Consider the following 22,151-nt stretch of genomic DNA (forward strand, 5'->3'; position numbering starts at 1 on the left):
CCCCAGGAGGACCCCGTGAGCACCACGAGCGGCCGCCGGACCGGCATCCGCACCCAGGTCCTCGCCGTCGGCGCGGCCGGCATCCTCGCCGCCGCGGCGGTCGGGGCGGTGGCCCTGACCGGTCTGGCCGAGGTCGGCCACCGGGTGGCCGACCTCGACCGGCTGCAGGACGCCGTGTCGATCACCCAGAGCATCGAGACCGCCAACTCCGACGTCAGCGGCTGGCAGGTCGCCTACGCCTGGGACGTGCGGCGGATCGGCGCCGCCGAGGCGATCGCCCCGGACGCCGGTAACCGGGCCGGCTTCCTGGCCTCGGCGCAGGACCTGCGGGACACCCTGGCCACGATGCCGCTGGGCACCCTGACCACCGACGAGCGGGCCACCTTCGACGAGATCGGGCAGCAGTGGGACGCCTACTTCGCCGCCGACGACGACGCGGTCGCGCAGTACGCGGAGGGCACCCCGGAGAGCATCGACGCCGGTGACGCCCTCGTGCTGGGTGCCGGCTACGACGCCTACTTCCAGCTGATCACCCTCACCCAGGACCTGCGGGCCTCCCTGGACGACCGGATGGACGCCGAGTCCGCCGCGGCCGCGGCCGACCGCACCCGCGCCACCTGGTGGGTGGCCGGCGCGGTGGCCCTGGGCCTGGCCGTCGTGGTCGGGCTGGCGCTGCACGTCTCGGGCCGGGTGGTGCGGGGGCTGCGGGCGCTGCGCGACACCGCGGTGGCCATGGCCGGCGGGGACCTGACCCGCAGCACCGGTGTCCGCCGGGCCGACGAGGTCGGCGACACCGCGGTCGCGCTCGACGAGGCGCTGGGCACCCTGCGCGCCACGATGGCGTCGGTCGTGGGCTCGGCCGACGCGGTGGCGGCCTCCAGCGAGCAGCTCGCGGGGTCGGCCGGGCGGATCGCGGCGTCGGCCGAGCAGACCAGCGCGCAGTCCGGCGCGGTGTCCGGCGCGGCCGACGAGGTCTCGCGCAGCGTCGCCACGGTGGCGGCGGGCGCGGAGGAGATGTCGGCGTCGATCCGGGAGATCGCGCAGAACGCCAACCAGGCGGCCCGGGTCGCCGCCGAGGCGGTGGCGGAGGCCGAGGCCACCAACGCCACGATCACCAAGCTGGGTGTCTCGTCGAAGGAGATCGGCGACGTGGTCAAGGTGATCACGTCGATCGCGGAGCAGACGAACCTGCTGGCGCTGAACGCGACGATCGAGGCGGCGCGGGCGGGTGAGGCGGGCAAGGGCTTCGCGGTGGTGGCCAACGAGGTCAAGGAGCTGGCGCAGGAGACGGCGCGGGCGACGGAGGACATCGCGCGGCGGGTGGAGGCGATCCAGGCCGACACCGGTGGTGCGGTGGCCGCGATCGGGCGGATCGGTGAGGTGATCGGGCAGATCAACGACTACCAGCTGACCATCGCCTCGGCCGTGGAGGAGCAGACCGCGACCACGAACGAGATGTCGCGCAGCGTGGCCGAGGCCGCGGGCGGGGCGACGGAGATCGCCGCGACCATCACCGGTGTGTCATCCGCGGCGGGGACGACGACGCAGGCGCTCGGGCAGACCCGGGTGGCCGTCGACGAGCTGGCCCGGATGGCGGGCGACCTGCACGGCACCGTCCGCCGGTTCACCTTCTAGGCGCCCGCCGTGCCCTACTCCCTGGTCAGCGCCGCCACCATCGGCTTCGACCTGGTCCGTCTCCCCGGCGGGCCCGACGTCGCCACCGTGCTGCTGGCCGGCCTCGGCGCCGCACCCGACCACCTGCAGGGGTGGGCGGCCGCGCACCCGGTGGTGTCCGGCAGCGCCGCCCAGCGCCTCCGCTGGACCGAGCGGTCCGGTCGGGTGCGGGAGCTGGCCGGCGCCGGCGTGCCCGCGCTGCGCGACGTCCGGGCCGAGCACACCCGCAGCGAGGCGCTGGTGGCGCTGCTCGAGCAGGGCATGCTCGGCGACGCCGCCGCCGTCGAGCGGGTGCTGCGCGACGACGTGCTCGGGCCCGAGTCGGCCGCGGTGGCCGCGGTGACCCCCGAGGTCGCCCAGCTGGCCGCGGACGTGCTCGCCGACGCCGCGGTGGCCGGCTGGGCCGCCGCCACGGTGCCCGACCGCGACCGGCGGGCGCTCGCCCAGGCCGTCGAGCGGGTCGGCCCCGTGCCGCTGCCCGACCTCGGCCCGGCCACGACCGCCCTGCTCGGCATGCTCGACCACCTCGCCGCCGCCGACCCCGTGGTGCTCGGCCGGTGGCGGGTGGCCGTCGACGAGGTCCGCGACACCCGCCAGGACTGGGCCGCGGCGATGCACGGCGCCTCCTGGGCCGCGCACGTGTCGGGCCGCACCCGGGCCCTGGCCGCGGCCCTGCTGGCCGCCGTCCGGGCGTTCCGGGCCGCCGGCTTCACCCCCGGGGACGGCGCCCGCGGGGTCTGGAACGCCGTGGCCGGCTGCGTGCAGGGCGTGGCCATGGCCGACCTGGTCGACGGCGCCGCGCTGGACCAGCTGCTGCTGCCCTGGCTGCTCGCCGAGGGCGACCACCCCTCGGGGGTGCTGCCGCCGGCCCGATGAGCTCCCCGGCTCAACTGACGACGATCCCGTGCCGAAACCAACCCCACGGCCGAACCCCGGCCCCAGCAGAGAGCAGGACACCGTGCCCCCGATCCGCGTGATGGTGGTCGACGACTCGATCGTCGTCCGCAAGATCGTCACCGACGTGCTCGGCGCGGACCCCGCCATCGAGGTGGTGGGCACCGCCGTCAACGGCAAGGTGGCCCTGGCCAAGGTCGACCAGCTGCGGCCCGACCTGATCACCATGGACATCGAGATGCCGGAGATGGACGGCATCGCCGCGGTCCGGGCGCTGCGCGCCGCCGGCCGCCGCACGCCGATCATCATGTTCTCCACGCTCACCGAGCGCGGCGCCACCGCCACCTTCGACGCGCTGGCCGCCGGGGCCGACGACTACGTCACCAAGCCGGCCAACGTCGGCAGCGTGCAGCAGTCGATGGAGAGCGTCCGGGCCCAGCTGATCCCCCGGATCAAGGTGCTCACCGGCCGCCCCGCCGGGCTGCCGCCCGCCCCCGCGGCACCGCGGCCGGCCACCCCGCCGCCCGCGCCGGCCCCCCGCGGCGTCCGCAAGGCCCCCGCCGTCCTGGTCATCGGGTCCTCCACCGGCGGCCCCGACGCGCTGACCAAGGTGCTGCCCCGGCTGCCCCGGGACTTCCCGCTCCCGGTGCTCGTCGTGCAGCACATGCCGCCGGTGTTCACCACGCAGTTCGCCGCCCGGCTGGACCGGCTCAGCGCGCTGACCGTCGTCGAGGCGGGCGCCGGCACGCCGGTCGCCCCGGGCACCGTGCACATCGCCCCGGGCGACTTCCACCTCACCGTGGCCGCCGGCGCCGGCCCCCGGCGCACCGCGCTGGACCAGGGCGCCCCGGAGAACTTCTGCCGCCCCGCCGTCGACGTGCTCTTCCGCTCGGCCGTGGCCGCCTACGACGGCGCGGTGCTGGCCGTCGTCCTCACCGGCATGGGCTCGGACGGCAAGCTCGGCGCCGGCCAGGTCCGCGCGGCCGGCGGCACCGTCGTCGCCCAGGACCAGGCCACCTCCGTCGTCTGGGGCATGCCCGGCGCGGTCACCCAGGCCGGCCACGCCGACGAGGTCGTCCCGCTCGAGCGGGTCGCCGACACGGTCCTCCGCCTCACCACCCGATCCCCGTCCCTGGTCGGAGCCCGCCCATGACCACCGCCCTCGCCACGTCCGGGTTCGACTGGGTCTGCCAGCTCGTCCGCCGGGAGTCGGCCATCGTCCTCGCGCCCGGCAAGGAGTACCTGGTCGAGGCCAGGCTCATGCCGCTGGCCCGCCAGCTCGGCCTGCCCGGCGTCGCCGAGCTCGTCGAGCGCGTCCGCGCCCGGCCGGAGCCCGCGCTGGTCCGCAGCATCGTCGAGGCGCTCACCACCAACGAGACCTCGTGGTTCCGCGACGGTGACCCGTTCACCGCGCTCACCGGCACCGTCGTCCCCGCCCTGCAGGCCGCACGGCGACCCGGGGAGCCGATCTCCATCTGGTCGGCCGCCTGCTCCAGCGGGCAGGAGGCCTACACGATCGCGATGCTGCTGGCCGACTCGCTCCCCAACGCGACCAGCCGGGTGCGGATCACCGCCACCGACCTGTCCCGCGCGATGGTCGACCGCACCCGGGCCGGCCGGTTCAGCCAGCTCGAGGTCAACCGGGGCCTGCCGGCCCCCATGCTCGTCCGGCACTTCAGCCGGGTGGGCGCGGAGTGGGAGATCTCGCCCGCCCTGCGCCAGATGGTGACCGCCAGCGAGCTCAACCTCGCTGGGCCCCTGCCCCGGCTGGGTCCCTTCGACGTGGTGTACCTGCGCAACGTCCTCATCTACTTCGACCCGCCCACCAAGCGCGAGGTGCTGCGCAAGGTGCGACAGGTCATGCGCCCGGACGGCTGGCTGTTCCTGGGTGCCGCCGAGACGACGCTGGGCGTCGACGACTCCTGGGAGCGGGTCCCCTGCGGCCGCGGCTCCGCCTACCGACCGATGAAGGGGAAGTGACATGCGAGCGCTGGTGATCGACGACTCGCGCGCGATGCGCCGGATCGTCGCCTCCATCCTGGAGGGGTTCGGGTACGAGACCCGGCCCGCCGGGCACGGCCGAGAGGCCCTCGACGTCCTCGAGGAGGGCTGGGTCCCCGACCTGGCCTGCATCGACTGGAACATGCCGGTGATGGACGGGCTGCAGTTCGTCTCCGCCGTCCGGGCCAACCCGGCGTGGCGGCAGGTGACGCTGATGATGGTCACCACCGAGAGCGAGCACGGCCAGATCGTCAAGGCGCTGGCCGCCGGCGCCCACGAGTACGTCATCAAGCCCTTCACCGCCGACGCGATCGCCGACAAGCTGTCCCTGCTCGGCCTCATGCCCGCGGCGTCGTCCCCCGGGGTGCCGGCGTGAGCGCGCCGATCACCGCCCTCATCGACGGCGAGACCGTGACCGCGGTCGCCGGCGAGGTGTGGAGCGCGCTGGTCGGCGAGGAGGAGCTCCTCCTGCCCCGGGCCGTGCCCGTCGACGGGCCCAGCTCCTGGGTCACCGTCACCGGCCCCTGGGACGGCGTCGTCGTGCTCACCTGCGCCGCGTCCGGCACCGCCGACCTCGCCCGGTCGGTGCTGCAGCTGGACGACGACGAGCAGCCCACCGCCGAGGACGTCGACGACGTGCTCCGCGAGCTGGCCAACATCCTCGGCGGCAACGTCAAGTCGCTGCTCCCCGGACCGTCGGCCCTCGGGTTGCCGGAGACCGGACCGGCCCCGCTGCGCGCCGAGGACGAGGACACCTGCCGCGTGTCCGCGAGCTGGCGGGGCCACGACCTCGCCATCACCATCCAGGGCGCCTCGGAGGCGCCCGCCACCACCACCACGGAGGTCCCGAAGTGAAGATCCTGGTCGCCGACGACAGCCGGGTGATGCGGCAGATCGTCATCCGCACCCTCCGCCAGGCCGGCTACGACGACGTGGACGTCGTCGAGGCCGAGGACGGCGCCGACTGCCTGGCCAAGGTGGGCAGCGAGTCGCCGGACCTGGTCCTGTCGGACTGGAACATGCCGAACATGACCGGCATCGAGTGCCTGCGCGCGCTGCGCGCCCAGGGCTCGTCCGTGCCGTTCGGGTTCGTCACCTCGGAGGGGTCGCCGGAGATGCGGGAGACCGCCTCCGACGCCGGCGCGCTGTTCCTCATCGCCAAGCCGTTCACGCCGGACACCTTCCGCGACGCGCTCGACGCGGTGCTGGCGTGACCGCCCCCGCGAAGACCGGGCTGCCCAGCAACAAGGCCGTCCGCGACCTGCTGGAGGGCCTGCTCGGCCGTGACGTCACCGTCGGCCCGGGCGCGCCGGTCACCCCGAACCCGTCCCGCCCGGCGGCCGTGGCCGCCTACGTGGACCCGACCTCGCGGCTGAACGCGATCATCCTCATCGACCTGCCGCTGTCGGCCTGGTGCGCCGGTGCCCTCGCGCTGCTGCCCAAGGGCGGTTGCGAGGACTCCGTCGAGGAGGGCGAGCTCACCGACATGCAGGTCGAGGTGCTGCACGAGGTGGTCAACGTCGCCGCGTCGCTGTTCAACGCCGGCGGGGTGACCCACTCCAAGCTGGACCGGCTGTACGCGCCGGGCGAGGCGCTGCCCGGCGACATCGCCGGGCTGACCGCCTCGACCAACCGGGTGGACATCGACGTGTCGGTGGCCGGCTACGGCAGCGGCTCGCTGTCGGTCGTGCTGGCCTAGGGGTCAGCCCAGCAGTTCGCGGAGGAGGGCCCCCACGGCCGCGGTCTCGACGAGGAAGCCGTCGTGGCCGTAGGGGCTCTCCACCACCCGCAGCGGGACGCCGAGCGCGTCGGCCACCCGCTGCTGCTCGCCGATCCGGTACAGCCGGTCGGAGTCGATGCCGGCCACCAGGCTGCGCGCGGTGACCCGCGCCAGCGCCGCCTCCACCCCGCCGCGGCCGCGGCCGACGTCCCAGGTGTTCATGGCCTGGGTGAGCACGACGTAGCTGTGCGGGTCGAACCGGCCGGCCAGCTTGGTGCCGTGGTGCTCCAGGTAGCTGGCCACGGCGAACCTGCCGTCGGCCTGCACCTCGTTGCCGAAGCGGGTCTGCAGCTCGAAGGCGCTGCGGTAGGTCAGGTGCGCGATGCGCCGGGCCACCTCGAGCCCGCCCACCGGGTCGAGGGTGACCGCGGCCTGCTGGGTGGTCTGGGTGCCGATCTGGTCGGCCGTGGCCACCGCCCCCGAGGCCAGGAAGAACAGCTGCGCCACCCGCTCGGGGTGCGCGACCGCCCACTCCAGCGCCCGCATCCCGCCCATCGAGCCGCCGATGACCGCGGCCCACCGGTCGATGCCCAGCGCGTCGGCCAGCGCGACCTCCACGGCCACCTGGTCGGCGATGGTGACCTCGGGGAACCGGGCGCCCCACGGACCGCCGTCGGGTGCGGCCGAGGCCGGCCCCGTCGTCCCCTGGCAGCCGCCGAGGACGTTCGCGCACACGACGAAGTACCCGCTCACCTGCTCCTCGAGCGCCGCCCACCACCCGGGGGTGGGGTGGCCGGGGCCCGCCGCGCCGAACAGGTGGCTGTCGCCGGTGAGCGCGTGCTCCACCAGCACGGGCGGGTCGGCCGGGTCGCCCCAGGTCTCGTAGGCGACCCGGACCCCGGGCAGCGACCCGCCGAGCTCGAGCTGCCGCGGACCGAGGTCCAGGAACTGCCGGGCGCCCGACGGGTCCCCCTCCCGCCAGGCGCCCGCCACCTCAGGCGCCCTTCGCGGCGCGGAAGCCCGCGTCGAGGTCGGCGAGGATGTCCTCGATGCCCTCCAGGCCGACCGCGAGGCGGACCAGGCCCGGGGTGACACCGGTGGTCAGCTGCTCCTCGGGGGTCAGCTGGGAGTGCGTGGTCGAGGCGGGGTGGATGACCAGGCTGCGCACGTCGCCGATGTTGGCCACGTGGCTGTGCAGCTCGAGGGCCTCCACGAACGCCTTGCCGGCCTCGACGCCGCCGGCGATCTCGAACGCCAGCACCGCGCCGGGGCCCTTCGGGGCGTACTTCTGGGCGGCGGCGTGCCACGGCGAGGAGGGCAGGCCGGCGTAGTGCACCGACTCGACCTCGTCGCGGGCCTCGAGCCACTCGGCCACGGCCTGCGCGTTGGCCACGTGCCGGTCCAGCCGCAGCGACAGCGTCTCGATGCCCTGCACGACGAGGAAGGCGTTGAACGGGCTGATCGCCGGGCCGAGGTCGCGCAGCAGCTGCACCCGGGCCTTGAGCGCGTAGGCGGGCGCGCCCAGGTCGGCGTAGACCACGCCGTGGTAGGTCGGGTCGGCGGTGGTGAACATCGGGTGCTTGCCCTGCGTCCAGTCGAAGTTGCCGCTGTCGACGATGATCCCGGCGACGGCGGTGCCGTGGCCGCCGAGGTACTTGGTCGCCGAGTGCACGACGACGTCGGCGCCGAACTCGATGGGGCGGATCAGGTAGGGCGTGGCGATGGTGTTGTCCACGATCAGCGGGACGCCGTTGCGGTGCGCGACCTCGCTGACCGCGGCGATGTCGAGGACGTCGCCCTTGGGGTTGCCGATGGTCTCGGCGTAGAACGCCCGGGTGTTGTCCTGGACCAGCGCCTGCCAGGCCTGCGGGTCGTCGGGGTCCTCGACGAAGGACACCGTGATGCCGAGCTTGGGCAGCGAGTGGTGCAGCAGGTTGTAGGTGCCGCCGTAGAGGCTGGCCGAGGCCACCACGTGGTCGCCGGCCTCGGCCAGGTTGAGGATCGAGAGGGTCTCCGCGGCCTGGCCGCTGGCCACCGCGAGGGCGGCGACGCCGCCCTCGAGCGAGGCCACGCGCTGCTCGAGCGCGTCCTGCGTCGGGTTCATGATCCGGGTGTAGATGTTGCCCATCTCGGCGAGGGCGAACAGGTCCGCGGCGTGCTGGGAGTCGCGGAACTGGTAGCTGGTGGTCGCGTAGATCGGCAGCGCGCGGGCCCCGGTCGTGGGGTCGGGGCTGGTGCCGGCGTGGATCTGCCGGGTCTCGAAGCTCCAGGAACCGCTCATCGCGCCGTCCTCCTCGGTGTCGGGAGGGCCCGCGGCGCGCGGGCACTCCGTCGGTTGCTCCCCCGGCGGGCGCCGGGCGGCCGGCTCTTCCCCTGGGAGCACCGCAGACGGAGTAGCGGTTGCCGGGCAGCAAGCCAGGTGCTTGTCGCTGCCTCTCGTGAGCCGCCCCGATCCTAGGCGATGCCCGGATCAGGCCGCGAGGGCCACCGCACCCGCCAGGGCCGCGTACCGGCCGCCGGCGGCGACCAGCTCGTCGTGGGTGCCCTGCTCCACGACCCGGCCGTGGTCCAGGACGGCGATGGTGTCGGCGTGCCGCACGGTCGACAGCCGGTGGGCGATGGTGATCGTCGTCCGGCCCCGGGCGACCTCGTCGAGGGCGGCCTGCACGGCGCGCTCGGTCTCGTTGTCCAGCGCGCTGGTGGCCTCGTCCAGGACCAGCACCCTCGGGTCGCGCAGCAGCGTGCGGGCGATGGCCAGCCGCTGCTTCTCCCCGCCGGAGAACCGGTGCCCGCGGGCGCCGACGAGGGTGTCGTAGCCGTCGGGCAGCCCCGCGACGACGTCGTGCACCTGGGCCCGGCGGGCGGCCTGCTCGATCTCGGCGTCGGTGGCGTCGGGCTTGGCGTACCGGAGGTTCTCCCGGATGGTGGTGTGCAGCAGGTAGGTCTCCTGGCTGACCACGCCGACCACCTGCGCGAGCTCGGCGAGCGGCAGGTCCCGCACGTCGACGCCGTCCACGGTCACCCGGCCGGTCGTCACGTCGTTGAGCCGGCTGACCAGCGAGGCGAGGGTGGACTTGCCCGAGCCGGTCTCGCCGACCAGGGCCAGCGTCGTGCCGGCCGGGACCACGAGGTCGACGTCGGTGAGCGCGGGCCGGTCCCCGTAGGAGAACCCGACGTGCTCCAGCCGGACCTCGCCGCGGACGTGCGGCAGCGCGACCGGCTCAGCGGGGTCGTCGATGTCCACGGGCAGGTCGAGGTACTCGAACACCCGGCTGAACAGGGCCATCGACGTGATCAGCTGCCCGCCCACGTCGAGCAGGCCCATCAGCGGGCGGAACAGCGTGCCCTGCAGCGCGGTGAAGGCGACCAGGGTGCCGATGGTCATCCCGCCCGAGGTCGCCGGGAGGCCGGCGAACAGGTAGATCAGCGCCGGGATGCCGGCGAACACGATGCTCATCGAGGCCATCCGCCAGCGGCCGGCCAGCTGCGAGCGCACCTCGAGGGCGACCAGCTCCTGGGAGGTCTGCGCGAACCGCAGCGACTGCGCCGGGCCGGTGCCCAGGGTCTTGCCCAGCTGGACGCCGGAGATGGACAGGCCCTCCTCGACCTGGGTCTGCATGTCGGCCATCCGGCGCTGCCGCTCCCCGGTCACCTCGCGGCGCATCAGGGCGACCTTGCGGGTCAGCCACACGGCCGGCGGCAGGACGACGAGGGACAGCAGCGACAGCCGCCAGCTCAGCGCGGCCATGGCGACCGCGGTGCCGACGACGGTGGTGGCGTTGGAGGCCAGGCTGGTGGCGGTGGTGGTGACCACCGACTGCATGGAGCCGATGTCGTTGGTCAGGCGGGACTGCACCTCGCCGCCGCGGGTGCGGGTGAAGAAGCCCAGCGACTGGCGCTGCAGGTGGGTGAAGACGGCGGTGCGCAGGCCGTGCATGACGCGCTGGCCCACGGTGGTGGAGATCCAGGTCTGCACGACGCCGAGCAGGGCGGTGGCCGCGGCGACGGCGACCATGCCGGCGACGGCCCAGGCCAGCAGCCGGACGTCGGCGTGCGGGAGGGCGTCGTCGATGACGGTGCGCACCAGGAAGGGGGTGGCGAGGGCGATCAGCGAGCTGGCCACGATCAGCGCCATCACCGTGCCCACCTGGAGGCGGAAGGGTCGGAAGAGCGCGACCACCCGGCGCAGCGGCACGGGGGAGCGCTCGAGCTGGGTGCGGTCGGCGGGGTCGGTCCGGGTCTCGGGGCGTGGCATGCACGTCCCCCTCTCTGTCGGTTGCTGTGGTTACCTCACTATGCATGAACCTCAGCGATCGCGCTAGCATTCCGCCGTGTCGACCGACGACGACCTGGGCGAGCTCATCGTCCGCGCGGCCCGCTCGCTGCGCGGCCGGTGGCAGGCGGTGCTGGAGCCGTGGGACCTGTCCCCGCACCAGGTCAGGGCACTGATGGTGGCCGGGCGGGTCGACGGCCTGCGGCTGTCCGGGCTGGCCGAGCGGTTGCACATCGCGCCCCGGTCGGCCACCGAGGTGGTCGACGGCCTGGCCGGGCGCGGCCTGGTCGAGCGGGTGCCCGACCCCACCGACCGGCGGGCCGTGCTCGTGCAGCTCACGCCCGAGGGGGTGCGGGTGCGCGACGAGGTGTCCGCGGCGCGGGCGGCCGACGCCCGGGCCGCGCTGTCCCGGCTGCCCGCCGACGACCGCGCCGAGCTCGCCCGGCTGCTGCGCAGGTTCCTCGACAGCTGACCCCCAGGTTCGCGGGCCACGCTGGCGCCATGGACCTGGGCGTACCCGAGATCGGGCTGATCCTGCTCGCCGTCTTCGTGCTGTTCGGCTACAAGAAGCTGCCCGACGCGACCCGCTCCCTGGGCCGGTCGCTGCGCATCTTCAAGGGCGAGATGAACGGCATGAAGGACGACGACGTCCGGGCCGCGGCGCCGGCCCCGGCGCCGTCCTCGCCGGAGGAGCTGGAGGCCGCGGCCGCGGAGGCGGAGGCGGTGGCCCTGGAGGCCAGGGCCCGCGCGGCCCGCGCCCGGGCGGACGCCGAACGGCCCTCGATCACCTCCTGAGGCCCCGCCGGTGCCGGCGGGGTGGCACGGTCGGGTGCGTGGAGCCCGTGTTCCTGACCCTCGCCGACACGGTCGGTGCCGCCCGCCGGCGCAGCGCCAAGTGGGCCGCCGACGACCCCGACGTGCTGCCGCTGACGGTGGCCGAGCTCGACGTCGCGCTGGCCCCGCCGGTGGCCGACGCGCTGGCCGCGGCGGTCGCGGCGTCGGACACCGGCTACTCCTGGGCGGTCCCCGGGCTGGGCCGCGCGTGGGCGGGGTTCGCCGCGCGCCGGTGGGGCTGGGCGGTGGACCCGGCCGCGGTCACCGCCGTCCCCGACGTGGAGGTCGGCGTGGTCGAGGTGCTGCGCGCCCTCGGTGCGCGCGGGCGGCCGGTCGCGTTCAGCCCGCCGGTCTACCCGCCCTTCTGGGCCTGGGTCGCCGTGGTCGGGGCCGTGGCCTGCGAGGTGCCGCTGGCCCGTGACCCGTGGCGGCTGGACCTGGCCGCGCTGGACCGGGCGTTCGCCGAGCACCGGCCGGCGGCCTACCTGCTGTGCTCGCCGCAGAACCCGGTCGGCCGCGTGCACGAGGCGGCCGAGCTCGCCGAGCTGGTGGCGCTGGCCGGCCGGCACGGCGTCCCGCTGGTCGTGGACGAGATCCACTCGCCGCTCACCCTGCCTGGTGCCGTGCACACCCCGCTGCTCACCGTGCCCGGCGCGGCCGACGTCGCGGTGTCGGTGCTGTCGGCCAGCAAGGCGTTCAACCTGTCCGGGCTCACGTGCGCCGCGGTGGTCAGCGGGTCACCGGCGGGCCGGGCGGTGGTCGACCGGCTGCCGCCGGACCTCACCTCGCGGACCGGCCACCTCGGCGTGCTCGCCTCGGTGGCGGCCCTGGAGCACGGCGACGCCTGGCTCGACGGGCTGCTCGCCGCGCTGGCGGCCCGGTTCGACCAACTGGGCGACCTGCTGGCACGGCACCTGCCCGAGGTGGGGTGGACCCGGCCCGAGGCCACCTACCTGGCCTGGCTGGACGTCTCCGCGCTGCCCGGGGACCCGGTCGAGGCGTTCCTGCGCCGCGGCCGGGTCGCCCTGCAGGACGGCGCCCGGTTCGGCGGCCCCGGTTTCGCCCGCTTGAACGCCGGCACCGGGCCCGACGTGCTGGCCGAGGCCGTGGCGCGGATGGCGGCGGCGCTGCGCTGACCCGGTCGGGCAGGCTGGCGGCGTGCGCGCCCTGGTGTTCGAGGAGTTCGGCGGACCGCTGACCGTGCGGGAGGTGCCCGACCCGGCGCCCGCGCCCGACGGTGTGGTGGTGGAGGTGGGGGCCAGCGGCGTGTGCCGCAGCGACTGGCACGCCTGGTCCGGCCACGACGACGACGTCGTCCTGCCGCACGTGCCCGGGCACGAGCTGGCCGGGACGGTGGCCGCCGTCGGGGCCCGGGTGCGCGGCTGGTCGGTGGGCGACCGGGTGACCGTGCCGTTCGTGTGCGCCTGCGGCACCTGCCCGCCGTGCCGGGACGGCGACGGCCAGGTGTGCCTGCGGCAGACGCAGCCCGGCTTCACGCACTGGGGCTCCTTCGCGCAGTACGTCGCCCTCGACGCCGCCGACGTCAACCTGGTCGCCCTGCCCGACGACCTGGCCTTCCCCGTCGCGGCGTCGCTGGGCTGCCGGTTCGCCACCGCCTTCCGCGCGGTCACCGGGGTCGGGCGGGCCGCGCCGGGGGAGTGGGTCGCGGTCGTGGGCTGCGGCGGCGTCGGGCTCTCGGCCGTGCAGGTCGCGGTCGGCACCGGTGCCCGGGTGGTCGCCGTCGACCCCTCGCCCGGGGCGCGCGACCTGGCGGCGGCGATGGGGGCCGAGCACGTGCTGCCCTCGACGGACGGCGTGCTCGAGCTGACCGGCGGCGGGGCGCACGTCGCGCTGGACTGCCTGGGCTCGCCGGCCACCTGCGAGGCCTCGATCCGGTCGCTGCGCCCGCGCGGCCGGCACGTGCAGGTCGGCCTGCTGCCGCCCTCGGCGGGCCGGGCCGTGGTGCCGATGGAGCTGGTGGTGGCCCGGGAGCTGGCCGTGCTGGGCAGCCACGGCATGGCCGCGCACGACTACCCGGCGATGCTCTCGATGATCACCGCCGGCCGGCTGCGCCCGCAGGACCTGGTCACCCGCGAGCTGCCGCTCACCGAGGCGGGTCCCGCGCTGGTCGAGGTCGGCCGCACCCCCGGCGTCACGGTGCTCACCTCGTTCTGACCCGCCCCGCCGGCCCCTCGCGTTGATCTTGCAGAACCGCAACGGTGGCGCGCCGCCCACCGGCGTGGCGGCGTTGTCGTCCTGCAAGGTCGACGCGCGCCGCGGCCCGGCAGCTGGCGGAGGAGTCAGCCGGTGGGGGCGACCGAGGTGTCGGGGGCCGTGGTCGTCGCCGGGGCCGGCGTGGTGGTGGCCGGGGCTGACGTCGTCGGGGGCGCCGTCGTGGTGGGGTCGGCGTCCTCGGTGGTCGTGCTGGGCGCCGTCGTGGTCGGCCGGGACGTCGTGGTCGGGGCCGACGACGGCGACGGGTCCTCGGTCGTCGTCGTGGCCGGCGCCTCGGTGGTCGTCGTGGGTGCCGGGGCCTCGGTGGTGGGCGCGGGTGCCTCGGTGGTCGAGGCCGGCACCGGGCTGGTGAACGACGCCGACATCGCCGAGGGGTCCCAGGCGAAGAACAGCGCCACGAACAGCACCACCAGGACCAGCGTGGAGGTGCGGGCCGGTCCGATCCGGGCAGGCACCCGCTTGGGCAGCAGGCGGGGACGGCGACGCGTGGCCGGCTCGGCGGTGACGGTCGGCACCGGGGTGGTGGGGCGGCGGTCGGTCACGAGGTCACCTCACGGGGGTCGTGGCTGGTCACCGGCTCGTCGGGGCTCTGCGGGCGCACCACGATGCCCTCCCGGCGGAAGGCGAGCGCGATGCGGGAGCGCAGGTCGCGGCCGACGTCGAACTGCTTGCCGGGCAGCGTCCGCGCGACGATCCGCACGTTCACCTCGTCCAGGCCCAGGCTGGTCACGCCCATGACGCTCGGGGCGTCCAGCAGCAGCTTGGCCAGCTGCTCGTCGGCGAAGGCCTGCTCGCCGACCTCGCGCAGCACGTCCTGCACATGGCTGACGTCGGTGGTCGCGGGCACCGGGACGTCGATCACCGCGCGGGCCCAGTCGCGGGACAGGTTGATCACCTTCACGATCTGGCCGTTCGGGATGATCACCACCTCGCCGTTCATCGACCGCATCCGGGTGATCCGCAGCGTGACGTCCTCGACGGTGCCCTCGGCCGGGTCGCCGCCGCCGACCACCGCGATCGAGACCACGTCGCCGAACCCGTACTGCCGCTCGGTGATCAGGAAGAACCCGGCCAGCACGTCCTGCACGACCCGCTGCGCGCCGAACCCGAGCCCGACGCCGAGCACGGTGGCCGGCGCGACCAGGCTGGTCACCGGCAGGCCCAGCGTCGACAGCACCGTGACCGTGGCGACGGTGTAGATCACCACGACGGCGACCCACTGCAGCACCTGGGTCAGCGAGTGCCGGTGCTTGGCCGCCTCCGAGCGCACCAGGGCGTCGCCGCCGCCGGCGCTGGCGTCGATCCGGGAGGTGACCTTGCCGCCCACCCAGGTGACCAGGCGGGCTAGCAGCACGGCGCCGATGACGATGAGCAGCACCGCCAGGCCCCGGCCCCGGACCCAGTCGGTCAAGCCGGACAGCGGTGCGAGAGCGACGACGTCCATCCACCCCAGTGTGCCGCCGCCCGGACCGGGGCAGCATGTCCGGGTGCCCGACGTCGTCGCCCGTGCCCGCTCCCTCGCCGACGAGCTGCTGTTCCCGCAGGCCGGAGCGGTGGACGCCGCCGGCGCCGTCCCCCGGGTGACCCTGGACACCCTGGCCGCCGAGGGCCTCTACGGCCTGACCGGACCGGTCTCGCACGGCGGCCTGGCCGCCGACCCGGGCACGGTGCACGCGGTCGCCGAGGCCGTCGCCGGCGGCGACCTGTCCGCAGCCTTCATCTGGCTGCAGCACCTCACCGTGCCCGCGATGGTGACCGGCTCCTCGCTGGCCGACGAGTGGCTCGCCGACCTGTGCGCCGGGCGCCGCCGGTCGGGCATCGCGCTGCTCGCGGCCACCCGGCCGCAGCCGGTCGCCATCACCGCCCGCCGCGAGCGCGACGCCTTCGTGCTGGACGGCGGGGTCCCCTGGGTCACCGGCTGGGGGCAGGTGGACGTCGTCCTGGTGGCCGCGCGGGACGCCGACGACGTCGTGCACTTCCTGCTGGTCGACGCGGAGGAGGGCCCCACGCTCACCGCGGTGCCGCAGCAGCTGGTCGCGGTGCAGGCCAGCGCCACGGTGGAGTTCCGGGTGTCCGGGCACGTCGTCCCGGCCTCCAGGCTGGTCCGGTCGGTGCCGCTGGCGGCGTGGCAGGCCCGCGACCCCGGCAACCTGCGGGCCAACGGGTCGCTGGCCCTGGGTCTGGCCGCCCGCTGCGCCCGGCTCGCGCAGCTGCCCGGGCTGGACGCCGACCTGGCCACCGCCCGGGCCCGGCTGGACGCCGCCGGACCCGAGCAGCTGCCCGACGCCCGGGCCGCGGCCGCCGCGCTGGCGCACCGGGCGGCCGGCCTGCTGGCGGTCGCCGCCGGGAGCGGCTCGGTCTCCCGCGGCCACCCGGCCGAGCGGCTGTCCCGCGAGGCCCTGTTCCTGCTCGTCTTCGGCTCCCGGCCGGCGATCAAGGCGGCCCTGCTGCACCGGCTCGGCGCGGCCGGCTGATCACGATCCGGTCTCGGCGGACGGGAGGACCTGGTCGCACCGGCCAGATCAGGTGAGGCTAGCCTTACCGCCTCACCACCAAGGAGTCCCGTGCCCCGCCGCACCGCCCTGGCCGCGCTCGCCGCCGTCACCGCCCTCGCCCTGACCGCCTGCGGCGGCTCCACCGAGGGGACCGACCCCGCAGCCGGCCCGACGGCGTCCGACGGCGCCTTCCCGGTCACCGTCGAGCACATCTGGGGCGAGACCACCGTCCCCGACCGGCCCGAGCGGGTGGTGGCGCTGGGCGTGACCGACACCGACCCCCTGCTCGCGCTGGGCGTGGTGCCCGTCGCGGTCACCCCGTTCGTCTTCTACGCCGACTCGAAGGGCGTCGGACCCTGGGCCGAGGACCTCTTCGGCGACGTCGAGCCCGAGGTGTTCACCTCCGCCGAGGTCGACGTCGAGGCGGTCGCCGCGCTGGCCCCGGACCTGATCGTGGGCGTCTCCGCCGGCTTCGACGAGGCCGTCTACGCGCAGCTGTCGGAGATCGCGCCCACGCTGGTGCGCCCCGAGGGCACGGTGGCCTACGGCGTGGACCGGGACACCGCCACCCGGATGATCGCCCAGGCGGTCGGTGAGGAGGCCCGCGGCGAGGAGCTGATCGCCGACGCCGACCAGGCCTTCGCCGACGCCCTGGCCGAGCACCCCGAGCTCGAGGGCGCCACCGGCACCGCCGCGCTCTACTCCGGCGGCACCTACTACGCCTTCCTGCCCGCCGACGCGCGCGGCCGGGTGCTCGGCGACCTCGGCATCACCGCGCCGGAGGCCGTGCTCGCCGAGGACGCCGGCGACAGCTTCTACGTCGAGCTGTCCACCGAGCGGCTGGACCTGCTCGACGGCGACGTCCTCGTCGTCCTCACCGACCCCGAGTCGGTGGCCACCGTGGAGGCCGACGCCCTGCTCGCCCAGGTACCCGTCGTCGCCGACGGCGGCCTGCTCGTCGACGCCGGCGACGTCCGCGGCGCCATGTCCTACAACACCGTGCTCTCCGCGCCCTACCTGGCGCAGAACCTGACCCCGCTGCTGGCCACCGCGCTGGCTGCGACCGCCTGACCGGAGGAAGACCGACCATGTCCCGCCGTACCACCCTGGCCGCACTCGCGGCCGTCACCGCGCTCGCCCTGTCCGCCTGCGGCGGCTCCACCGGCGGTGGCTCGTCCGAGGAGACCGGCGGGTCGGCCGCGGCCGACGGCGCCTTCCCGGTGACCATCCCCAACGCCTTCGGCGAGACCACCATCGACGCCGAGCCCGAGCGCATCGTCGTGATCGGCTACACCGAGGTCGACACCCTCCTGGCCCTGGGCGTGCAGCCCGTCGCCTTCCAGGAGTTCGTCACCTTCCCCGACGCCTCGGTCCCGGGCCTGGGTCCGTGGGCGGAGGACCTCGCCGGCGAGGCCGAGATGCAGGTCTTCCCCGTCTCCTCCCCGCCCGGGGTCGAGGAGGTCCTGGCGCTGCGGCCCGACCTCGTCGTCGCCGTGGGCAGCGGGATCGAGCAGGACGAGTACGACCAGCTGTCGGCCGTCGTCCCCGTGCTCGCCCGGCCCGAGGGCTCCACGGCCTACCTGGTCGACCGGGACGACGCCACCCTGGCGATCGGCCAGGCGCTCGGCAAGGAGGACCAGGCGCAGGAGCTCGTGGACGGCGTGGACGCCGACTTCAGCGCGGCCCGCGACGCCAACCCCGACTTCGCCGGCAAGACCGTCGTGGTGACCCTGCCGGCCACCGACGGCAGCGGCGGCTACTCCGCCTACGTCACCGGTGACACCCGCGTGTCCTTCTTCGAGGACCTGGGCTTCGAGCTCACCCCCGGCATCGCCGACATCGACGCCGAGGGCGGCTTCTTCGTCACCATCTCCGCCGAGCAGGTGCAGCTGCTGGACGCCGACCTGGTGGTCGTGCTGGCGCTGAGCAGCGTCGAGGAGACCCGCAGCCAGCTCGAGGCCGACCCGGTGTTCGCCACCGTCCCCGCCGTGCAGGCCGGCCGGGTCATCTACACCGACCCGCTGTCCGGCGGCGGCGCAATCAGCTACAACGACGTGCTCAGCGTGCCGTTCGCGCTCGACCAGCTGGTGCCCCAGATCCAGGACGCCCTCGCCGGCAGCTGACCATCGACAGGACGGGTGGGGCGAGGTTAGCCTTGCCTCATCCGTCCTGGAGGTCCCGCGTGTCCCTGAAGCTGCCCGTCGCGTCCGTCGTCGTCCTGCTCGGCCCCGCCCCCGTGCGGTCGGCCGTGTGCGGCGCGCTCGACGAGGGCAGCGCCCGCTGCGCCGACGGCCACGGCGGTCTCGGCGCCGTCCGGCTGACCGCCCCGGCCCACGAGCCGCTGGCCGACCGGCTGGCCCGGGTGGCCGCGGCCGACGCACCGGTGGTGCTGGTGCAGCGGCTCACCGACGGCCTGCCCGCGGCGCAGCGGCGCACCCTGCTGAGTGCCCTGCGTGGGCTGGCCGCGCACGGCGCGACCGTGCTGGTGGACGACGTCGACCCGGTGGCCGCGCTGTCGGTCGCCGACACGTCGCTGCGCGCGCACGCCGACGGCCGCGTCGAGCTGGAGCCGCTGCCCGACGTGGCGGCGCTGCTGGCCTCCTAGGCCGGGGTCAGCGGGCGGAGTAGGTCAGGCAGTCGGCCTGGTCCGAGGCGGACCCGACCTGCACGGCCGACGCGGTGCACTCGAGCTTCTCGTTGTGCCGGCAGTCGGTGCGGTGGCAGGCGCCGACGACGCCGGTGCGCTCGAGCCCGGCGCGGAACGAGATCTCCACGAACGTGCCGCAGTGCGCGTGGTCGCCGCCGATGGTGATGGCGCCGGCGTGGCAGCCCGAGTCGGCGTTGTAGGAGCAGGCGCTCACCGAGCAGTCCTGGACCTGGGGCATCTCCTGGGTGCTGGTCATGGGGAGACGGTGACAGAGGTCCGGGCGCCCCGCCACCGAGCCAAGCCTGCCCTGACCTGCGGTTGCGCGGTTGTGGAGGTCAACGGAGCCGGCGGACCGGGACCACCATGGGGGTCCCCGAGACCGGGTCGGTGACGACCCGCGCCTCGAGGTCGAACACGTCGGCCAGCAGCTGCTCGGTGAGCACCTCGGCCGGGGTGCCGGAGGCGACGACCACGCCGTGCTTCATGGCGACCAGGCGGTGGGCGTAGCGGGCGGCCAGGTTGAGGTCGTGCAGCACGACGGCGACGGTGCGGCCGCGCTCGGCGTGCAGCCGGGCGATCAGCTCCAGCACGTCGATCTGGTGCGAGAGGTCCAGGTAGGTGGTGGGCTCGTCGAGCAGCAGCAGGTCGGTGCCCTGCGCCAGCGCCATCGAGATCCAGGCCCGCTGCCGCTGGCCGCCCGACAGCGCGTCCACCGGCCGGTCGGCGAACCCGTCCATGTCGGTCCAGCGCAGCGCCTCGGCCACGACGTCCTCGTCGTCGCGGGACCACTGCCGCAGCCAGGACTGGTGCGGGTGCCGCCCACGGGCGACCAGGTCGGCCACGGTCAGCCCCTCGGGCGCGATCGGGGTCTGCGGCAGCATGCCCAGCACCCGGGCGACCTCGCGGGTGGGGGTCCGGGCGATCGGCTTGCCGTCGAGCACGACCTGGCCCGACGTGGGGCGCAGCAGCCGGCCCAGGGCGCGCAGCAGGGTGGACTTGCCGCAGCCGTTGGGGCCGACGATCGCGGTGAACGAGCCGTCGGTGAGCTCGAGGTCCAGGCCGTCGACGACGACGTTCTCCCCGTAGGCCAGGCGCACCTGCTCGGCGGCCAGCCGCACCCGGGGCCGGGCGGCGGCGCGCAGGTCGGGGTGGGCCAGCGTCGCGGTCATCGGGTCTCCTCGCCTCATGCGGTGATCGATCGGCGGCCGCGGACGAGCAGCCAGAGCAGGTAGGGGGCCCCGACGACGGCGGTGACGATGCCGACGGGCAGGGCGACGGGCAGCACGGTGCGGGCCAGCAGGTCGGCCCCGACGACGAGGACGGCGCCCAGCAGCGCCGAGGCCAGCAGCGGCGGCCGGGACCCACCGGCGAGCCGGACGGCGACCTGGGGCACGACCAGCGCGACGAACTGGACCGGCCCGGCCGCGGCGACGGCGACGGCGGCCAGCGCGACGGCGACCAGCACGACGACGGCCTGGGTGGCGCCGACCCGGACGCCGAGGGCACGCGCGGTGTCGTCACCGAACTGCAGTACGCCCAGCTGGCGGGACAGCGCCAGCGCCACGGGCAGCAGCACGGCCAGCGCGAGCCCGAGCGGCCAGGCCTGGTCCCAGGTGCGGGCGTTGAGCGAGCCGGTGAGCCAGACGGTGGCGGCCGCGGCGTCCTGGATGTCGGAGCGGGTGAGCAGCCAGTCGACCAGCGCGAACCCCACGGCGGACAGGCCCACGCCGACCAGCACCAGCCGGTAGCCGTCGACGCCCTGCCGCCAGGCCAGCGCGAAGATCAGCAGAGCCACCAGCAGGCCGCCCAGCAGGGCCGCCACCGGCAGGCCGAGCCCGCCGAGCAGACCCGCCGCGGCGCCGGAGCCACCGCCGAGCACGATGACGCCGACCGCGGCGGCCGAGGCGCCGGCGTTGATGCCCAGGGTGTCGGGGGAGGCCAGCGGGTTGCGGGCGAAGGTCTGGATGAGCGCGCCGGACAGGCCGAGCGCCAGGCCGACCAGGACGCCGACGACGATCCGCGGCGCGCGCAGCTCGGTGACGATGAACTGCTGGGTGGGGTCACCGAGGCCGACCAGCGTGCGCAGCACGTCGCCCAGGCCGATCGGGTAGTCACCGCGCCCCAGGCTGACCGCGCTGACCAGCACGAGGGCGGCGAGCGCCACGACCGGCAGCAGCAGCTGGCGGGTGCGCACGACGCCGGAGAAGGGCCCGACGCGGACGGTGCGCCGGCGGTCGGTGCGCACGCCCGGGCCGCGGGTGGTGATCGTCGAGGTCATCGCGGCACCGTCACAGCGCGACCAGCCGGCGGCGGCGGACCAGGGCGATGAAGAACGGCGCGCCGACCAGGGCCAGCACGATGCCCACCTGCAGCTCGCCGGGGCGGACGACGACCCGGCCCACCACGTCGGCGACCAGCAGCAGCACGACGCCGAGCAGGCCGGAGTAGGGCACCAGCCAGCGGTGGTCGGGGCCGGTGATCGCGCGGGCGACGTGCGGGACGACCAGGCCGACGAAACCGATCGGCCCGCAGGCCGCGGTGGCCGCGCCGGTGAGCAGGGTGATGGCGGCGATGCCGGTGACCCGGGCGAGCAGCACGTGCTGGCCCAGCCCGCGGGCGACGTCCTCGCCCATGCCCAGCAGGTTCAGCGCCGGGGCGTTGACCATCGCCAGCACCAGGCCGACGACGACGAAGGGCAGCACCTGCCACGCGACGGCGGCGTCGCGGCCGGCCAGCGAGCCGACCACCCAGAACCGGAAGCTGTCCAGGGTCTGCTGGTCGGTGATGAGCACGGTGCGGATGAGCGCGTAGAGCAGCGCGCTGAGCGCGGCACCGGCCAGCGCCAGGCTGACCGGGGTGGCGCCGCCGCGGCCGCTGGAGCCGATGAGGAAGACCGCGACCGAGCCGAGCAGCGCGCCGAGGAAGGCGAACCAGACGTAGCCCGAGGGCGTGGTGATGCCGAGCAGGAAGATCGCGCCGACGACGGCGGCGGACGCGCCGGCGGCGACGCCGAGCAGGCCGGGGTCGCCGAGCGGGTTGCGGGTGTGGCCCTGCATGAGCGCGCCGGCCACGCCGAGGGAGAGCCCGACGAGGATGCCGAGGACCGTGCGCGGCGCCCGCAGCTCGCGGATGACCACGACGTCGTCACCGGTGGCGGCCGGGTCGGTCAGCGCGTGCCAGACGGTGCCCAGGTCGACCGCGCGGGTGCCGACGGCGACGCTGAGCCCGGCGGCGACGACGACCAGGGCCAGCAGCAGCCACAGCCCGCCGATGCGGGTGGCCGGACCGCGCAGCAGGCCGCGCCGCTCGGGGCGGGTCCCCGTGGCCGGGTCGCCGGGTGCCGTGCGCGGCGCGGGGCGCACGGCGGGGGCCACGGCA

The 22,151-nt window shown here is 75.5% G+C and carries 24 protein-coding genes, 1 pseudogene and 1 riboswitch; of the genes and pseudogenes, 16 read left to right on the plus strand and 9 right to left on the minus strand.

Going from position 1 to position 22,151, the window contains the following annotated elements:
* The first annotated feature begins 15 nt into the window (after positions 1 to 15).
* The 8 genes from BLT39_RS05045 to BLT39_RS05080 all read left to right on the plus strand — a co-directional run bounded on the left by BLT39_RS05045 (position 16) and on the right by BLT39_RS05080 (position 6,268).
* Positions 16 to 1,635, plus strand: a complete 1,620-nt coding sequence (locus BLT39_RS05045; RefSeq protein WP_242658174.1) for a methyl-accepting chemotaxis protein — start codon at positions 16 to 18, stop codon at positions 1,633 to 1,635.
* A gap of 9 nt (positions 1,636 to 1,644) precedes the next feature.
* On the plus strand, positions 1,645 to 2,550 hold the full coding sequence (locus BLT39_RS05050) for a hypothetical protein (protein ID WP_207507627.1): 906 nt from the start codon (positions 1,645 to 1,647) through the stop codon (positions 2,548 to 2,550).
* Positions 2,551 to 2,632: 82 nt separating this feature from the next.
* Positions 2,633 to 3,721 carry a protein-glutamate methylesterase/protein-glutamine glutaminase gene (locus tag BLT39_RS05055; RefSeq protein ID WP_091059897.1) on the plus strand — a complete coding sequence of 363 codons (1,089 nt, stop codon included), beginning with the start codon at positions 2,633 to 2,635 and terminating at the stop codon, positions 3,719 to 3,721.
* Positions 3,718 to 4,548: a CheR family methyltransferase gene (locus BLT39_RS05060; RefSeq protein WP_091059900.1), complete on the plus strand. Its 831-nt coding sequence runs from the start codon at positions 3,718 to 3,720 to the stop codon at positions 4,546 to 4,548. Before BLT39_RS05055 ends, BLT39_RS05060 begins: the two co-directional genes overlap by 4 nt.
* A 1-nt stretch (position 4,549) precedes the next feature.
* Complete coding sequence (locus BLT39_RS05065) at positions 4,550 to 4,945, plus strand: response regulator (RefSeq protein ID WP_091059904.1); 396 nt, start codon at positions 4,550 to 4,552, stop codon at positions 4,943 to 4,945.
* Positions 4,942 to 5,424 carry a chemotaxis protein CheX gene (locus BLT39_RS05070; protein ID WP_091059908.1) on the plus strand — a complete coding sequence of 161 codons (483 nt, stop codon included), beginning with the start codon at positions 4,942 to 4,944 and terminating at the stop codon, positions 5,422 to 5,424. Before BLT39_RS05065 ends, BLT39_RS05070 begins: the two co-directional genes overlap by 4 nt.
* Complete coding sequence (locus tag BLT39_RS05075; protein ID WP_091059911.1) at positions 5,421 to 5,783, plus strand: response regulator; 363 nt, start codon at positions 5,421 to 5,423, stop codon at positions 5,781 to 5,783. Before BLT39_RS05070 ends, BLT39_RS05075 begins: the two co-directional genes overlap by 4 nt.
* Positions 5,780 to 6,268: a hypothetical protein gene (locus BLT39_RS05080; protein ID WP_091059914.1), complete on the plus strand. Its 489-nt coding sequence runs from the start codon at positions 5,780 to 5,782 to the stop codon at positions 6,266 to 6,268. The genes BLT39_RS05075 and BLT39_RS05080 overlap by 4 nt, the downstream gene beginning before the upstream one ends.
* Positions 6,269 to 6,271: 3 nt before the next feature.
* Here the strand turns inward: BLT39_RS05080 and metX are convergent, their stop codons facing one another.
* From metX to BLT39_RS05095, 3 genes and pseudogenes are all read right to left on the minus strand, one after another.
* Positions 6,272 to 7,282 (minus strand): homoserine O-acetyltransferase MetX, encoded by a 1,011-nt coding sequence (gene metX, locus BLT39_RS05085; protein ID WP_091059918.1) that lies wholly within the window; start codon positions 7,280 to 7,282, stop codon positions 6,272 to 6,274.
* Position 7,283: 1 nt separating this feature from the next.
* Positions 7,284 to 8,576, minus strand: a pseudogene (locus BLT39_RS05090) (bifunctional o-acetylhomoserine/o-acetylserine sulfhydrylase); the annotation flags it as partial.
* 39 nt (positions 8,577 to 8,615) lie between these two features.
* Positions 8,616 to 8,733, minus strand: a riboswitch (SAM riboswitch).
* Between the two features lie 26 nt (positions 8,734 to 8,759).
* The gene (locus tag BLT39_RS05095; RefSeq protein WP_091059925.1) at positions 8,760 to 10,544 is read right to left on the minus strand and encodes an ABC transporter ATP-binding protein; all 1,785 of its coding nucleotides are present in this window, start codon (positions 10,542 to 10,544) and stop codon (positions 8,760 to 8,762) included.
* Between the two features lie 76 nt (positions 10,545 to 10,620).
* Here BLT39_RS05095 and BLT39_RS05100 point away from each other — a divergent pair, with 76 nt between their 5' ends.
* From BLT39_RS05100 to BLT39_RS05115, 4 genes are read left to right on the plus strand one after another with little or no spacing between them, the layout of a single operon-like run.
* Positions 10,621 to 11,034 carry a MarR family winged helix-turn-helix transcriptional regulator gene (locus tag BLT39_RS05100; RefSeq protein WP_091059927.1) on the plus strand — a complete coding sequence of 138 codons (414 nt, stop codon included), beginning with the start codon at positions 10,621 to 10,623 and terminating at the stop codon, positions 11,032 to 11,034.
* A 29-nt stretch (positions 11,035 to 11,063) separates the two neighbouring features.
* Complete coding sequence (tatA, locus tag BLT39_RS05105) at positions 11,064 to 11,357, plus strand: Sec-independent protein translocase subunit TatA (protein ID WP_091059930.1); 294 nt, start codon at positions 11,064 to 11,066, stop codon at positions 11,355 to 11,357.
* A 38-nt stretch (positions 11,358 to 11,395) separates the two neighbouring features.
* Positions 11,396 to 12,532: a MalY/PatB family protein gene (locus BLT39_RS05110; protein WP_207507629.1), complete on the plus strand. Its 1,137-nt coding sequence runs from the start codon at positions 11,396 to 11,398 to the stop codon at positions 12,530 to 12,532.
* Positions 12,533 to 12,554: 22 nt separating this feature from the next.
* A complete protein-coding gene (locus BLT39_RS05115; protein ID WP_091059940.1) occupies positions 12,555 to 13,571 on the plus strand; it encodes a zinc-binding dehydrogenase in 1,017 nt (338 codons plus the stop codon).
* A gap of 125 nt (positions 13,572 to 13,696) precedes the next feature.
* On the opposite strand, the gene BLT39_RS22265 is transcribed toward BLT39_RS05115, so the two are convergent.
* Both BLT39_RS22265 and BLT39_RS05125 read right to left on the minus strand, forming a co-directional pair.
* Complete coding sequence (locus tag BLT39_RS22265; protein WP_091059944.1) at positions 13,697 to 14,173, minus strand: Rv3103c transmembrane domain-containing protein; 477 nt, start codon at positions 14,171 to 14,173, stop codon at positions 13,697 to 13,699.
* The gene (locus BLT39_RS05125) at positions 14,170 to 15,075 is read right to left on the minus strand and encodes a mechanosensitive ion channel family protein (protein WP_091059947.1); all 906 of its coding nucleotides are present in this window, start codon (positions 15,073 to 15,075) and stop codon (positions 14,170 to 14,172) included. The genes BLT39_RS22265 and BLT39_RS05125 overlap by 4 nt, the downstream gene beginning before the upstream one ends.
* A gap of 43 nt (positions 15,076 to 15,118) precedes the next feature.
* On the opposite strand from BLT39_RS05125, the gene BLT39_RS05130 reads away from it, so the two are divergent.
* The 4 genes from BLT39_RS05130 to BLT39_RS05145 all read left to right on the plus strand — a co-directional run bounded on the left by BLT39_RS05130 (position 15,119) and on the right by BLT39_RS05145 (position 18,731).
* Positions 15,119 to 16,105, plus strand: coding sequence for an acyl-CoA dehydrogenase family protein (locus tag BLT39_RS05130; RefSeq protein WP_207507631.1), 987 nt, complete (start codon positions 15,119 to 15,121; stop codon positions 16,103 to 16,105).
* A gap of 90 nt (positions 16,106 to 16,195) precedes the next feature.
* Positions 16,196 to 17,197, plus strand: a complete 1,002-nt coding sequence (locus BLT39_RS05135) for an iron-siderophore ABC transporter substrate-binding protein (protein WP_091059952.1) — start codon at positions 16,196 to 16,198, stop codon at positions 17,195 to 17,197.
* A 17-nt stretch (positions 17,198 to 17,214) separates the two neighbouring features.
* Positions 17,215 to 18,249: an iron-siderophore ABC transporter substrate-binding protein gene (locus BLT39_RS05140; protein ID WP_091059955.1), complete on the plus strand. Its 1,035-nt coding sequence runs from the start codon at positions 17,215 to 17,217 to the stop codon at positions 18,247 to 18,249.
* 59 nt (positions 18,250 to 18,308) lie between these two features.
* The gene (locus BLT39_RS05145) at positions 18,309 to 18,731 is read left to right on the plus strand and encodes a hypothetical protein (RefSeq protein WP_091059959.1); all 423 of its coding nucleotides are present in this window, start codon (positions 18,309 to 18,311) and stop codon (positions 18,729 to 18,731) included.
* Between the two features lie 7 nt (positions 18,732 to 18,738).
* Here the strand turns inward: BLT39_RS05145 and BLT39_RS05150 are convergent, their stop codons facing one another.
* From BLT39_RS05150 to BLT39_RS05165, 4 genes are all read right to left on the minus strand, one after another.
* Positions 18,739 to 19,029: a DUF1540 domain-containing protein gene (locus BLT39_RS05150; RefSeq protein ID WP_091059964.1), complete on the minus strand. Its 291-nt coding sequence runs from the start codon at positions 19,027 to 19,029 to the stop codon at positions 18,739 to 18,741.
* A gap of 79 nt (positions 19,030 to 19,108) precedes the next feature.
* A complete protein-coding gene (locus BLT39_RS05155; RefSeq protein ID WP_091059967.1) occupies positions 19,109 to 19,942 on the minus strand; it encodes an ABC transporter ATP-binding protein in 834 nt (277 codons plus the stop codon).
* Positions 19,943 to 19,956: 14 nt separating this feature from the next.
* The gene (locus tag BLT39_RS05160) at positions 19,957 to 21,051 is read right to left on the minus strand and encodes a FecCD family ABC transporter permease (protein ID WP_091059969.1); all 1,095 of its coding nucleotides are present in this window, start codon (positions 21,049 to 21,051) and stop codon (positions 19,957 to 19,959) included.
* 10 nt (positions 21,052 to 21,061) lie between these two features.
* Positions 21,062 to 22,147: a FecCD family ABC transporter permease gene (locus BLT39_RS05165; protein WP_242658175.1), complete on the minus strand. Its 1,086-nt coding sequence runs from the start codon at positions 22,145 to 22,147 to the stop codon at positions 21,062 to 21,064.
* Positions 22,148 to 22,151 lie beyond the last annotated feature (4 nt).

This window comes from Klenkia brasiliensis (assembly GCF_900100695.1).
GTDB classification, from domain to species: Bacteria; Actinomycetota; Actinomycetes; order Mycobacteriales; family Geodermatophilaceae; genus Klenkia; species Klenkia brasiliensis.